General features: G+C 44.8%; 13 protein-coding genes and 2 tRNA genes. 7 read left to right on the top strand and 8 right to left on the bottom strand.

The genetic code is table 11. The annotated features are described in order from the left end of the window. Both ACYZ97_RS05910 and ACYZ97_RS05905 read right to left on the bottom strand, forming a co-directional pair. Positions 1–399 carry a helix-turn-helix domain-containing protein gene (locus ACYZ97_RS05910; protein WP_473300535.1) on the bottom strand — a complete coding sequence of 133 codons (399 nt, stop codon included), beginning with the start codon at positions 397–399 and terminating at the stop codon, positions 1–3. Continuing rightward, a complete protein-coding gene (locus ACYZ97_RS05905) occupies positions 400–789 on the bottom strand; it encodes a hypothetical protein (RefSeq protein ID WP_473300534.1) in 390 nt (129 codons plus the stop codon). Between the two features lie 215 nt (positions 790–1,004). Here ACYZ97_RS05905 and ACYZ97_RS05900 point away from each other — a divergent pair, with 215 nt between their 5' ends. The 4 genes from ACYZ97_RS05900 to ACYZ97_RS05885 all read left to right on the top strand — a co-directional run bounded on the left by ACYZ97_RS05900 (position 1,005) and on the right by ACYZ97_RS05885 (position 3,328). After that, positions 1,005–1,655 carry a helix-turn-helix domain-containing protein gene (locus ACYZ97_RS05900; RefSeq protein ID WP_473300533.1) on the top strand — a complete coding sequence of 217 codons (651 nt, stop codon included), beginning with the start codon at positions 1,005–1,007 and terminating at the stop codon, positions 1,653–1,655. A 366-nt stretch (positions 1,656–2,021) separates the two neighbouring features. Continuing rightward, on the top strand, positions 2,022–2,240 hold the full coding sequence (gene nrdH, locus ACYZ97_RS05895) for a glutaredoxin-like protein NrdH (protein ID WP_473300532.1): 219 nt from the start codon (positions 2,022–2,024) through the stop codon (positions 2,238–2,240). 387 nt (positions 2,241–2,627) lie between these two features. Continuing rightward, entirely contained in the window at positions 2,628–2,837 is a 210-nt protein-coding gene (locus ACYZ97_RS05890) for a helix-turn-helix domain-containing protein (protein ID WP_473300531.1), read from the top strand. Then, complete coding sequence (locus ACYZ97_RS05885; protein WP_473300530.1) at positions 2,837–3,328, top strand: thermonuclease family protein; 492 nt, start codon at positions 2,837–2,839, stop codon at positions 3,326–3,328. Before ACYZ97_RS05890 ends, ACYZ97_RS05885 begins: the two co-directional genes overlap by 1 nt. A 225-nt stretch (positions 3,329–3,553) precedes the next feature. Here ACYZ97_RS05885 and ACYZ97_RS05880 read toward each other — a convergent pair. Next, positions 3,554–3,629 (bottom strand) — tRNA-Ile (locus tag ACYZ97_RS05880). A 438-nt stretch (positions 3,630–4,067) separates the two neighbouring features. Beyond that, a tRNA-Lys gene (locus ACYZ97_RS05875) sits at positions 4,068–4,143 on the bottom strand. A gap of 409 nt (positions 4,144–4,552) precedes the next feature. Between ACYZ97_RS05875 and ACYZ97_RS05870 the strand changes: the two genes are divergently transcribed. From ACYZ97_RS05870 to ACYZ97_RS05860, 3 genes are all read left to right on the top strand, one after another. Further along, complete coding sequence (locus ACYZ97_RS05870; protein WP_473300529.1) at positions 4,553–6,112, top strand: TerC family protein; 1,560 nt, start codon at positions 4,553–4,555, stop codon at positions 6,110–6,112. A gap of 128 nt (positions 6,113–6,240) precedes the next feature. Beyond that, positions 6,241–6,807, top strand: a complete 567-nt coding sequence (locus ACYZ97_RS05865) for an NADPH-dependent FMN reductase (protein WP_473300528.1) — start codon at positions 6,241–6,243, stop codon at positions 6,805–6,807. 14 nt (positions 6,808–6,821) lie between these two features. Continuing rightward, positions 6,822–7,826, top strand: a complete 1,005-nt coding sequence (locus ACYZ97_RS05860; protein ID WP_473300527.1) for a dihydroneopterin aldolase — start codon at positions 6,822–6,824, stop codon at positions 7,824–7,826. A gap of 19 nt (positions 7,827–7,845) precedes the next feature. On the opposite strand, the gene ACYZ97_RS05855 is transcribed toward ACYZ97_RS05860, so the two are convergent. From ACYZ97_RS05855 to ACYZ97_RS05840, 4 genes are all read right to left on the bottom strand, one after another. After that, positions 7,846–8,886 carry a lysylphosphatidylglycerol synthase transmembrane domain-containing protein gene (locus tag ACYZ97_RS05855; protein WP_473300526.1) on the bottom strand — a complete coding sequence of 347 codons (1,041 nt, stop codon included), beginning with the start codon at positions 8,884–8,886 and terminating at the stop codon, positions 7,846–7,848. Continuing rightward, positions 8,873–10,654, bottom strand: a complete 1,782-nt coding sequence (locus ACYZ97_RS05850) for a cation:proton antiporter domain-containing protein (RefSeq protein ID WP_473300525.1) — start codon at positions 10,652–10,654, stop codon at positions 8,873–8,875. The genes ACYZ97_RS05855 and ACYZ97_RS05850 overlap by 14 nt, the downstream gene beginning before the upstream one ends. 150 nt (positions 10,655–10,804) lie before the next feature. Then, positions 10,805–13,345 carry a protein translocase subunit SecD gene (gene secD / locus ACYZ97_RS05845; protein WP_473300524.1) on the bottom strand — a complete coding sequence of 847 codons (2,541 nt, stop codon included), beginning with the start codon at positions 13,343–13,345 and terminating at the stop codon, positions 10,805–10,807. 65 nt (positions 13,346–13,410) lie between these two features. After that, entirely contained in the window at positions 13,411–13,770 is a 360-nt protein-coding gene (locus tag ACYZ97_RS05840) for a hypothetical protein (protein ID WP_473300523.1), read from the bottom strand. Positions 13,771–13,811 lie beyond the last annotated feature (41 nt).

Raw genomic sequence — 13,811 nt, 5'->3', positions numbered from 1 at the left:
TTAAGCACCTTTCATTTCAGAGATAACTTTTTGAAGTTCTTCAATCCCATGTGTGACGTGATAACCAACGCCCCACTCGGTTGTTATTTCGATTGATTTGGGAAGTTTGTGACGCAACCGACTGATCTGCACTTTGACAACTTGGCGATCAACATCTGCCTTCCATTGTGCCGCTACGCTCATTAACTGGCTGCTTGTCCATAACCTTCCATTAGAAAGCGCAGCCAATATGAGCGCTTGTTGTGACGTGAGGTTGTAATGGATCTGCAACGCAGAGATATCGCCATCATCTGGCATCACCTTTTCCAATTTAAAGCGCAAAACTTCCACGTGTTGACGTAGTTGCTCTGGCGAGGCGTTGTTAATATCAATTTGGGGGATTGCTTTTGTATGCGTCATTCAACCCTCCAAAACGCTTTTTGGAGCGAATGTGTAGGCTAACTTGTGATGAAAGCTACAGTAGCAATCACCATCAACTTCAATCGGCTCACCACACATCAATGATATTGATGTTGGCTTTTCCGCATCGCCCCACAGCGGAAATCGGCATTGACCTGACATTATTAGATAAGCAGGAATACCATTACTGCCTGGGACCTTTGGCGGCATACGACCTTTTATAGGGTCATACGCAAAGCACGACTCATCACCTTTTCTCAAAAAAGAAGCTGGGTGAGCAGCCATCAATTCTAAAACGACATTGTATTTAATATTCAACAATCGTGCGATATTGGCGATAGAATAACCCTGCGCCCATTTATCTGATGTTTGCTGTAGTAGATCGCTCATCGTCAAACCTTTTAAGTCAACATTTTGTTAACAAAAACACTAAAAAAACGAAGCCAATGCGCCTCACATTTCATTTGTATACAAAATGTTAACAAAAAGAGCAAGGGGGCGTTAACAAAAAATCAACCGGTTATGAAATATTTAGTTTAATTACGTTGTGCATGTTGACATAATGTTCTTTACTGCTGTACGCGTTAACAAAATGAGAGCGAGATATGACCAGTATTGATAATCAAGTAGATATTAAATGGGTTCGTCGAAAAATGGTTGAGGTTGGTATCTCTTCTGATGCTGAGCTTGGTAGACGTAGCGGTATCTCGAATAGATCGTTGATAACATATATTCTTAAAGGCAAGAGAAACATTCAGGAAGACAACCTGATTGAAATGGCTAAGGTGCTGAAGGTAACGCCGCGTGAATTGGCTGAAAAATTAGGTGGTAAGCCATATGAATTTCTTCAAGCTTTAGATAATATGGAAAAAAATCATCAGCTAATGATTAGAGGTACAATTGATGACCGTTTTTCAGTTGTCTTTTTCCCCGATGATTATGACTATGAAAATGTGCAGGTAGATATTAAGCTCGGCATTGGAGCATATGCTCTCCAGTATAAGACGGAAAATACACCGGCTGCTATGTTTGACGGATCTGTCGCTGTGATTCTTGAAAAGCGGGATATTGATCCTGCTGCTATGCTTTTACGCAATAATTTAGTCTGGCTCTCCGATGGACGGGTTTTATTGCGTCGAGTGAAAGAAGGTCAATTGCCTAATCGCTACACGCTTGATGGCGCTAATGTCCCGCCAATTTATGATGCCGAATTGGTAGCCTTTGCACCAGTGCAAGCGCTTCTTATTGCTCCATAACGTGAGTATCTAAAAAAACATAGAATATATATTGTCAACTGCGTTCACAAAATGTATACGTGTATTGTGAACGCTATTATTTATAAACTTGATTGGTTCAAATTTGGGCTTGCCGCGACTGTGGAGTGGCAAGGTGGATAGTTGTGACGATGAAATAATTTTAGGCGATGTATCTCGTACTGTAACTCACCTCATGGATAAGCATATTTGCAAAACAATGGGGCGGATTGATTTTGAATTGAGATCAGGTCTTGGGATTAGGACTATTTATAGCTGGCGTAATTGTGAGCGTGATCCAAAAATGACAAACTTTATCACATTTGCAAATGCTCTTGGTTACGACATTGTTATGCGTCGGAGGAGTAAATGATCAAAGTATATTCTAAGCCAGATTGCCAACAGTGTAATGCCACCTATCGTACGCTGGACAAACAAGGCATTGCATATCAGATCATTGATGTAACCAAAGATGACAAAGCTTTAACTTATATTCAAGCGCTTGGCTATCGTCAGGTACCGGTTGTTGTAGCTGGCAAAAACCACTGGGCAGGTTTCCAGCCGGAAAAGATCAAAACCATTCAATAAAATTGCAACACTTCAAAACGGTAAAATGCTTATTGAGCTTTTGCCGTTTTTCTTATTTATGCTCAGTTGATTGGGTGTTTGTTGTTCCTGCAACGCAGAAAACAGCTATTGATAAGCAGTAAAATAAGCAAAAATATTTTCAGATTTATGTGTTTTTATGCTTTACAATTCGTACTGAGTACGATATATATAAACACATGGAAGCAATCAAGCTTTCATAAACAGAAAGGAGGTTACAAGATGAAACTTCGAAGATTTGTTTTTAAGATCAGATTGTTTGGTTTCCAGCTAACAATAATCTTAGAATAGCAAAATCGGATGGGGCGAAAGCCCCGTCCACCTTCGAAGAAAGTCTGTAACCTCCTTCACTGTAAAAAGGAATATAACATGAAACCCGAAGATTTCAAGAACTGGCGTAAAGAAATGGGCTTCACACAAGCACGAGCAGCTGAAGCTCTTGGCATTTCCAAGGCAACAGTTGAAAACTATGATAAAGGAACTCGTCGTGAAGATGGCAGAGAGGTCGTTATCCCTTTGATGGTTGCTCTTGCTTGTTCTGCGATTGCAAAAGGTATAAAACCATGGGGCGCTGAATAATGCGCCTTTCTATTGCCTTTCTTATCTTCCTGTTATCCTTGCCTGCCATTGCAAAGGACTTTGAACCTATCGTCGGTCGCGCTTCTGTAGTGGACGGCGACACAATCGACATACAAGGTCAGCGTATTCGAATATGGGGCATTGATGCACCAGAAAGCCGTCAAACCTGCACTGACGGGCAGGGTGCTTCATATCGCTGCGGTCAAAAGTCTGCTCTTGCGCTTTCTGAATGGCTTGATCAATCACAGCCTGTAATTTGCACACCTGAATATAAAGACCGCTATAAACGCTTTGTTGCCCGTTGTTCTCGATATGACGGCCAAGACATAGGCTCTTACATGGTCAAGAATGGTTATGCTCTTGATTGGCCGCATTACTCAAAAGGCCGTTATGCTCCCTATCAGAAAGAAGCTATTTATAAAAGCGCTGGTGTCTGGCAGGGAACCTTCGAGTTGCCGTGGGAATGGCGGCATAAAAAGAAACGGAAATAATCACTCCCTTATCTAGGGCTTTGGAATGATTGAACTCGGTTTCCACATTGAATTAGGGTGTAGTCTTGAGCATGGCTACACCCAGCTAAAACCATCCCACAAGCCATTAAAATGATTATTGGATTTGATATAACCTTAAAAAAAGAGTGCATGGAAACCTCTCATGAATGTTCGAGATGCTTTTAGCAGAGGATTAAAATCCTGTCTCTCACATTCTGCCGTAATTGGTACCTGCGAATGGATTTGAACCAATATCAACGCTGTTATGAGCAGCGGGCATTAACCGTTATGCTACACAGGTAAATAAAGCAAAAGCCACCGAGGATTGCTCCTTGATGGCCTTTGTGCCCATGGCACGCCAATGGGTCTGTAAATGTTTGTGCCGTCTTTCCGGCTGTCACAGGTTCTAAAGCTCCCCTGATTGCTTTACGTGCTGGTTGGTTGAGTGGTTTTAAGCACGTTCATGAAGCCCATGAGTTCGCCATTCTGCCGGATAATCGCAGGTGGTTAATATCATGGGCGAATAAGCAACCCCAAGCGGTGCGCATCGTTGAGAGACGGTAGGGGTCTTATTATGTCGCTGTTTTTAAAATATCAAAATATCATTTTATTTCAATATAGGCATTTTCAGACAATTACAGCCATTGTCAGTCGTGCCTTTGGGGTACCCCAGCGGTTACCCCAAGAAGAACCATCATATTTTAAAATGAAAATTTTACGTCTAACTTATTGATTTTATTGGTGGGTGATGTAGGGATCGAACCTACGACCCGCTGATTAAGAGTCAGCTGCTCTACCAACTGAGCTAATCACCCACAGTGTCGTTGAAAATCATCGAACGAGCGGTTCTATAGCCTTCCTGATTATTATTGTCCAGCTTTAATGTTGGTGATTTTCATGTGGAGTGGAATTATCCTGCTGGAAAATGGTTTGGCTACTTGAAGTCTTGTTTAAATATATCCATTATAAACGTTATGATGATAGGACGTATATTATTTCATATAAATTCGGAGGATGATCGAGCGTAATGCCCGACCAAAATTCTGACGATCCTTATAGTTGTCGCATGCGGCGTTCGGCGCCGCTTGTGGTTATTTCTTCAAATGATCTTATAGTACAGCGTTTGTCGATGTTGTATTTTATGGTATGTATGTTCTTTAAGTTTAAGGAATATGTGTGCTTGCATCATGCCGTTGCCCCACAAATTTCACAAGGTTTGAAATAATGGAATGGATTGCCGACCCTCAGGCTTGGATCGGGCTCGCGACACTTATCGTCCTTGAAATTGTTCTTGGTATCGATAATCTTGTCTTTATTGCTATTCTGGCTGAAAAGCTTCCACCTCACCAGCATAATCGCGCACGTATCATCGGTTTGAGTTGTGCCCTCGTTATGCGGTTGGTGTTGCTCTATTATATGGCGCATATCATGGCGCTGAAGGAGCCATTGTTCCATATATGGGAACATGCTTTTTCGGGTAGAGATATCATCTTGCTTGTTGGCGGTATTTTTCTCCTTGTCAAAGGCACGATGGAGTTGCATGAGCGGCTTGAAGGCGGACATCAGGCGCAAAGTGGAAATCTCAAACATGCTATTTTTTGGCAGGTGATTATCCAGATTGTGGTTTTGGATGCGGTGTTCTCGCTTGATAGCATTATCACGGCTGTGGGCATGCTATCGGAAGAGTATGTGATCGTTATGATGATCGCCGTTGTTATTGCGATGGTTGTGATGCTGGTTGCATCCAAACCATTGATGGAATTTGTAAACAAGCATCCAACCGTTGTTATTTTATGTCTCGGATTTTTGATGATGATCGGTTTCAGCCTGATTGTTGAAGGTTTCGGCCATCATATTCCAAAAGGTTATCTTTATGCCGCTATCGGTTTTTCAGTGCTTATTGAGGCTTTCAACCAGATTGCACGTCGCAACCGTGAAAAATTGGTCAGCACCAATGACCTGCGTGAACGTACGGCAGGCGCTGTTTTACGACTTTTAGGTGGTGGAAAGAAGGATAGTATTCTGAGCGAAACTGTCGATGTTATCGCTGAGCAAGCGGCAGGAACCGAACTTTTTTTGCCGGAAGAAAAAGAAATGATACGTGGGGTGCTGGACTTGGCAGATCGGCCCGTCCGCTCAATCATGTCGCCACGTAATGAGGTTGAGTGGTTGGATTTGTCTGGCAGTGAGGATGAAATGCGTCGGGATTTGCAGGCTTTCAAGCATAGCCGTATTATTCTGGCGCACGAGAAGGTTGATGAGTTTGTTGGCGTTGCGCTGACAAAGGATTTGCTGCTAGATCTTGCCGAAGGCAAAAAAATGGATTGGCAGAAAGCTATGCGCCAGCCTTTGGTTGTGCATGAAAACACCAATGTTTTGCCTTTAATGGAGCAGTTGCGTCGGTCACCGGTCCAACTGGCTATTGTGGTGGATGAGCATGGTTCTTTTGAAGGCGTCGCGACGCCTACCGATATTCTGGAAGCCATTGCAGGTGATTTCCCCGATGACGACGAGGAGCCGGTCATTGTTGAACGTAAGGAAGATAATAGCCTTATTGTCGAAGGTTTTGCCGATATACGTCGATTGAGCGGTTTTCTGGACAGTGATCTGGTGGATGATGCTGATCGTTATACAACGCTTGCAGGCTATATGTTGTGGCATTTTGGCCATTTGCCGACAGTTGGGGAAAGTTTTGAGGCGGATGGTTTCCGCTTCGAAGTTGTCGAGATGGATCGGCGCAACATTGCCCGCGTTTTGATTGTGCCGCTTTTATCGGCAATGTAGGTATAAAGCAAATATAAGGCTTAATGCGTATATTTGCTTGTCGTTCTGCTTGGTCGGCTTTAAGGATTCTATATGCCTTGATTGGTATGTTTTTGTTGTTTCAGGTGACCAGGATATAGGAAAAGACAATGAAGCCACGTCTGCAAGTTATTATTACATCGACACGTCCGGGACGGCAGGGGCCAAAGATTGCGGATTGGTTTGTAGCATTTGCTGAAAATCACGGTGCTTTTGACGTTGAACGTGTTGATATTGGCGATTTTGATCTACCGGTTTTTGATGAACCCCATCATCCTCGAATGCACAAGTATGAGCATGAGCACACCAAGGCATGGAGCAGTGTTATTTCCCGTGCGGATGCTTTTGTTTTCGTCTTGCCTGAGTATGATCATCTGCCACCGTCTTCTTTTGTTAATGCTGTGAGCTATCTTAATCACGAATGGAATTATAAGGCTGTTTCTTTTTTAAGCTATGGTGGTGTATCAGGTGGTATCCGTTCGGTGGAAACGGCACGCCTTATGGTCAATGCCGTCAAGATGGTGCCTATATTGGAGACTGTTCCGGTACCTCATTATGGTCAGTATCTAACACAGGATGATATCTTTGCGCCCGATGAACGGATCGAAGCAAGTGCAAAAAGTGTTCTTGATGAATTGCTGAAAATGGATAAGGGATTGCGGATTATCCGTAACTGAATACAGGTAACATTATGACCGGACTTGTTGTTCATCTTGATAGTTTTAGCGATTTGCCGATTGCTCTGGACGCCAAGGCAGATATGATCCAGTTTGACTATGAACAGATCAATGAACAACCTGACGGACTTGAGATACCAGCCGGTCTTAAGGTCATGTTGAGCGTTACCCCTGCAGAGCTTGGTGCTTTTAATCAGCATGATATCGGTCTTGATGTGGATTTTCTTTGTATCAAGTTGGATAACCTTCAGGCGTTGGATGAGGTACGGCTTTTAAAACCGGATATAGGGAGTTATCCGCTGATAGGTGCTGTTTCGGTTGCCAATGGTTCGTTGGATATGGCGTGGCCCTCCTTGCTTGAATCTATAGGCTTCAAGGGTATCTTTGTGATGGCGCAGGATGGGGCGCAGTCTGTGCTGTCACAGATTGATATTTCCGTTCTTGGGGCTTTTATGCTTGAAACACATCGCCATCATCTGGAGGTTGGTATTCTGGGCGGTTTGGAAGCACCGGACATTCCGCGTCTGTTGCCTTTTTCTCCAGACTGGATGGGTTTTTTAATTCATCATCCATTGGTTGAGGGCAAGTTTGGCCATCATGCTACAAATCGTATGATCCGTATGCTTCTTCCGCGTTTGCGCCGTGACAGGTTGGATGGACGCTTACCTGATATCGGTACAGACAGGATATTGGTGCGTGATTTTGTATTGCCAATAGAAATCGGTGTCTATGAGCATGAATATGGCCGGAAACAAAATGTCCGTTTTAATGTGACAGCGGATGTTGCGCGTTTGTCATTAAACCCTGAGGATATGAGTCACATTTTTTCGTATGATCTGATTACCGATGGTATTCGTAATCTGGTTGCGCTTGGGCATGTGCCATTGGTTGAAACCTTGGCTGAACGAATTGCCGCCCTTATTTTAGCGCACGAATTGGTGCGTGAAGTTTGCGTAAGGGTTGAGAAACTTGATCTTGGGCCGGGGGCTGTCGGTATTGAAATTGTCCGCCGTAAATAAGTAATCCAGAAGAAAAACCTTAATTGTCTGGCGGTGTTTGTGTTGGCTCTATGTGTCTGTCATCGCTCTTGTGTCGTTCAATATATTGCTGGATCTCAAATAATGCGACCAGAAAGAGCGATATAAAGAGTGGGATGATAAGATAGAGTAGGCGGAAGACAATCAAGGCAACCAGAAGATCGGCGGCATCAATATCAGGGATCATGTTAATGAAGACGATTTCGAGTACACCGATACCGCCGCCGGGGGCATTGGAAAGAAGCCCGACAGTAAAAGATGCCAAAAAAGCTCCTAGAACGATGATAAAGCCGGGGTTGGAAGCATCCGGAAGGGCTGCGTAAATGATTCCTGCGGCACCGATCAGTTCAAGCGGGCCAATAATCAATTGCTGGATGACAATTTTAGGATTTGGGTAGGAAATCTTGAATTTTTTGCCGATTTTGAGTGGACGCATGCCGAGTAGGCTGCCAAGGATATAGAGCAAGACCAGACCGAGCAAAGCAAGGCCTATTGTAAAGGCTGTGCCTGTCAACACTGTGTCCGAAATCTCAGGGCTGACATAATTGACGAGATAAGGGCGTAGCACCAGTATCATTTCCGGCCGGATAGCCAGTACAAAACCGGATAGAAGGATTGTACCTAGAGCAAATGTAAAAGAGCAAAAACCGACAAGGATAGCGACTTCTGAGCCGGCAAGGCCTTTCATACTGTAGGCACGATAGCGTACGGCAGCACCGGAAAAGACAGAAGCACCGATATTATGTGATAAGGCATATGTTGTAAATGAACACAAAGCTATGAATATTAAAGATATTTTTCGCCCTAAATGCTGTAGTGCAATGCGGTCATAGCCGGCCAGTGCAGCGTAGGCAACCATTGTGAAAAAACAGGCAAGAACCCAATGATGCAAATTAAGATTGCCGATTCGCTCGAACAGTTCGTGTAGCGAAAGCTGTGAAAGGTCGCTGTTGGGATTTGAAAATTCGCGATAAAGGACGCGAATTGACAAGATCATTGCTGCAACACCTACCAGCGGCCATATGTATTTACGCAGTTTCACGCGGGCTGTTTCCTTTTTGTCGCGCCTTTTGTTCGTTCGCTTGGGGACGGACAATATTCATATCCCGCTTGCCCAAAAGATATTCAATCATACCATTAGCGATTTCTTGATCATCCGTCACCACAATATCGGTGCCCAGGTCAAGAAGATATTTTGTCTCAGCATCTGCAATGGCATGGGCAACAATAACCAGTGTTGGATTGATACGGCGTGCCGAGGCAACAATCTGGCCTGTTTCAAATGTATTGCGAATGGTGACAACCAGCTTTGTTGCTGCTTTGATGTTAGCCGCTTCAAGCGTTTTTTCATCAATACCGTTTCCGGCAATGATGTCGGCATTGTCGATTGCGATTTTTTGCCGGATGCGCAAGCTATCTTCAATGATGACGAGTGGTGTATTGGCTTGATGTAGAAGTGAAGTTACTTTTTCACCGATGCGTCCATAACCGATAACAATTGTATGGCCGGTTTGGGAAGAGACAAATATTTCCTCTAATAGTTCATCAGGATCGATATCGAGAATACTATTGGGATCATTGGCTGATTGTTGATTATGTTCCAGCCGTGTCTTGATCTTTTCGGTAACAATGAAAACCAGCGGGTTTAGTAGAATGGATAAGATGGCACTGCCGACAATGAGATCGCATGCATCATTTTGCAGTATGCCAAGGCTTGTGGCAAGCGTAGCAAGGATGAAAGAAAACTCCCCGATCTGTGCCAGGCTGGCCGATATAGTAAAAGCTGTTCCATTGGAATGACGGAAAAGGCGGACAAGTAAAAAAGCTGCGGTCGATTTACCAATGATAATGATGGAGAGTGTTGCAAGTAAAGGGAAGAAATTAGTCCATAATTTAAAAGGATCGAAAAGCATGCCGACCGATACGAAGAACAGAACGGCAAAGGCGTCACGTAAGGGCAAAGTTTCTTCTGCTGCGCGGTGACTTAATTCCGATTCACTCATAATCATACCGGCAAAGAACGCACCCAATGCCAATGATACACCGAATAGTTGCACTGCACCGAATGCAACCCCTAAAGCAATAGCCAGAACCCCAAGACGGAATAATTCACGGGAGCCTGATTGTGCGGTAATTTTTAAAATCCACGGAATAACATGACGCCCGACTACGAGCATGACGGCAATAAAAAGAATGACTTTGACAAGTGTCAAAGCAATAATGCCCCAAATTCCAACATTGAGCCAATTGGCAATGGGATCGGGGTAGCTGTTTTCGTGACCGCCCAATACGCCGGCGAGGGCAGGGACAAGAACCAAAGCAAAGACCATGGCGATGTCTTCAACAATCAACCAGCCCATAGTAATGCGTCCGCGTTCTGTTTCGATTAGCCGACGTTCCTGCATGGCGCGCAACAAGACAACGGTACTGGCTGTAGAAAGTGATAGACCGAAGATAAGGCTGGCACCGGTGTTCCAGCCCATTAACCAGCCGAGTGAAAAACCGAGGAAGGTCGCGAGGGTCATTTGTGCAATGGCGCCGGGAAGGGCGATGGCCTTGACAGAGAGCAGATCTTTTAACGAGAAATGCAGACCAACACCGAACATAAGCAAAATAATACCGATTTTAGCCAGTTCGTCTGTCAGTTCTGGATCGGCAGAAAAGCCGCCGGTATGGGGGCCGACGAGAACACCAGCTAACAGATATCCGACCAGTGGCGAGATGCGTAGACGATTGGCAATGATGCCGAAAAGGAAAGCCAAACATAGGCCTACAACAATCGTTGTTATGAGAGGCTCATCATGAGGCATGTTGTGGTCTTTTTCCTGTTTTTATTGTTGAATCAATGGGGTGTTGATTGGTTTTTGTAAAATGATTCAGTTTTCTTTTTGATTCATGTGATTGTTTTATCGTATTGGTTTTTATAAAAAAATAAGGCGCGGATATGGCCGCGCCTTATTTTATTTGGAGACAACCTGTTTACTTTCGCGCCCTTCATTGTGGTTGTGCCACCAGTTACCAAGGAAGAGCAGAACCGGTGCGGCAATAAAGATCGAGGATGAGGTTGCGATAATAATACCGATGACCATGGGGACGGCAAAATTATGTACGGCTGCTCCCCCCCAAATGGCCATAGGCAACATGGCAAGAACCGTTGTGGTCGAGGTAAAAATACAGCGGACCAGAACCTGATTGATCGACATGTCGATAACTTCGCGCAAGGACATTTTTTTATAGAGACGCAGATTTTCACGCATGCGGTCATAGACGACTACTTTGTCGTTAACAGAATAGCCGACAATGGTGAGTAGGGCTGCGATAGCTGTGAGGTTGAAGTCAAATTGGAAGAGTGCAAAAACACCGACCATTTTGGTTGTGTCAAGAACCAGTGTAACAATGGCCCCGGCGGCAAAGAACCATTCGAAACGGAACCAGATATAGGCTGTCATGGCAAGAGAGGCCAGAACCACGGCGATAAGGCCATTGCGTGCCAGTTCGGCTGATATGGTCGGGCCGATAATATCTATACCGCCAAAAACAACATCAGGATAGATTTGTTGGATCTCCTGTTTCGCGCGATCGGCTGTTCGTGTCTGGATTTCCTCGCCGCCTTCCTGACGTTGGAGGCGGATCATAACCGAGTTTTGATTGTTGACATTCTGGAGGGCAACTTCGCCGATGTTAAGTTGTTGCAACGAACTGCGTAGCAGACCGAGATCGGGAGGTGTTTTTGTGGTAATCTGGATCTGGATACCGCCTTTGAAGTCAATGCCATAGTTAAGGCCGGGCTTATAGAAAAGGGTAATCGAGGCGATTGATAGTACGATAGAAACACCGATCCCAAGGAAGCGGGCATTCATGAACCGGAAATTTGTGTGCTGGGGAATGAAGTTCAAGAAAGGCTGAATGGACAGCGTTTTCATCTTACGTTTTTTGACGACCCACGCCATGATAATGCGGACGAGAGTGATGTCGGTAAACATTGAAATGATGATACCGAGCAACATTGTAACGGCAAACCCACGTACGGCGCCTGTGCCTTGCCAGTAAAGCAGAATAGTTGCGATAACAGCCGTGACATTGGCATCAACGATTGTTGCAAAAGCATGTTTAAAGCCGCGATCAAGGGCCGCCATGGCGCCCATGCCTTTACGACTTTCTTCGCGGATACGTTCATTGATTAGGATATTGGCGTCAACAGCGATGCCAATACCCAAAATAATACCGGCAATACCTGGCAATGTGAGTGTTGCGCCTAGAAGGCTTAAGGCAGAAAAGGTTAAAACGGTATGGAGAGCCAAGGCCACATCGGCAATCAGGCCCCACATGCCATAAAGTAGGAAGATAAAGACAGCAACCAGAACAAAGCCTGCTATACCTGTATAAAGTCCCATTTTGATAGCATCTGCACCAAGGTCGGGACCGACAGTGCGTTCTTCAACGACTGTCAGTGGTACTGGAAGCGCGCCAGCGCGTAAAAGGGCTGAAATTTTTGTTGCTTCTTTCAGGTCAAAAGAACCGGTAATTTGACCTCTTCCGTTAGGAATAACACCATTGATACGTGGTGCTGTTAGTACCTTTCCATCCAAAACAATGGCAAAAGGCCGTCCGACATTTTCTTGTGTGATCTGGCGGAAAATGGCGCCACCTTCTGAATTCAGGGTAAAGTCAATAACAACCTGCCCGCCGGGAACGGATTGGTCAAAACGGGCGCGGGCGTCTGTTAATGTTGCGCCGTCCAAGGATACCTGATTTTCAACTGGATAGGTCTGGTTTGGGTCGTCATAACCGGGCATCATGGTGACACCCAAAGGTGGAGAGGCCGGATTAACGCCGCTGCGCACCAGATGGAAAGTCATTTTAGCGGTATCGCCAAGCAGACTGCGTAATTCTTTCGGGTTGTCATAACCGGGCAATTGTACCTGGATACGGGCGCTACCAATTTTCTGGATTGATGGTTCGGCAACGCCGACCTGATCAACACGGTTGCGGATAATTTCAATACTTTGTTCGATGGCATTATTGATACGGTAATCAATGCCAGCTTGTGTCAGGGTAATGCGGATTGCGTTGTCTTGTGTTGTAATTTCCAGATCATTGATCGAGGAACCAAAAGTGCTGGCTGCAACAGGTGAAATGATCTTTTGTAATTCCTTGACAGCCTTTTCACGGCTTGTGCTGTCGGCAATGGCAACAACGATGGCATCATCGATCATGCGCATGGAATCAGGTCTGATCTTAGCATTGCGCAATTCATTGCGCACTTTTTCCATGGCTATTTTTGTCTGTTCAGTCTTGAGCCCTTTTTCGTCAACTTGCAGGATCAGTGAAGAGCCGCCGCGCAAATCAAGCCCCAGCGTTACACGTGTATCAGGAATCAGAGAAAAGTGTTTTTTAGCACTTTGTATCTGGTCTTCGGTAAAGAGATTGGGCAGGGCAACAATAACGCCACCAAGCAGGATGATAGAGTAAAGCAGGGTAAGCCAACGATTGGTACGCATAGATAAATTCCGAAATTAAAGAGGCTAAGTAAAGAGAGCCGAAGAAGAAATCGGCGTTAGAGTGTTCAGACGATAGGCAGCGGTGGCCCGCGTGGATTGAACGCTGATTGGGTATAAGGAGAATATTTTGTCTGTTTTCTACTGAGAGTAGGTATGTAATGATCTGATCTGTCACGATTGTAAAAAGCGACTGTAATGGCACCATCTTGGTTGTGGATAAGCTTGGCTGTTTTTTTTATATCGGCACAACTGAGGATGGTTTTTCTGTCTTTGAGTACCTTGGCGCTATTTTTTGCGCTTTGAACAGCTTGCGTGGTTCGTCCTGTTGAAAGGTTGAACTGCACACCGATTCCACCCAGAAACCAAATGAAGAATCCGCCAACAATGACCCAGACGCAAAAGCGTAACTGTTTGTTATTGATCATTTTTAAGGGGCGTAAAAACATTATTTTAAAAGCCGGTTCTT

The organism is Bartonella sp. bp_1 (genome assembly GCF_055808085.1).
Note: the sequence above shows the minus strand (reverse complement) of the source record. Positions and strands in the feature narration are given on the sequence as shown.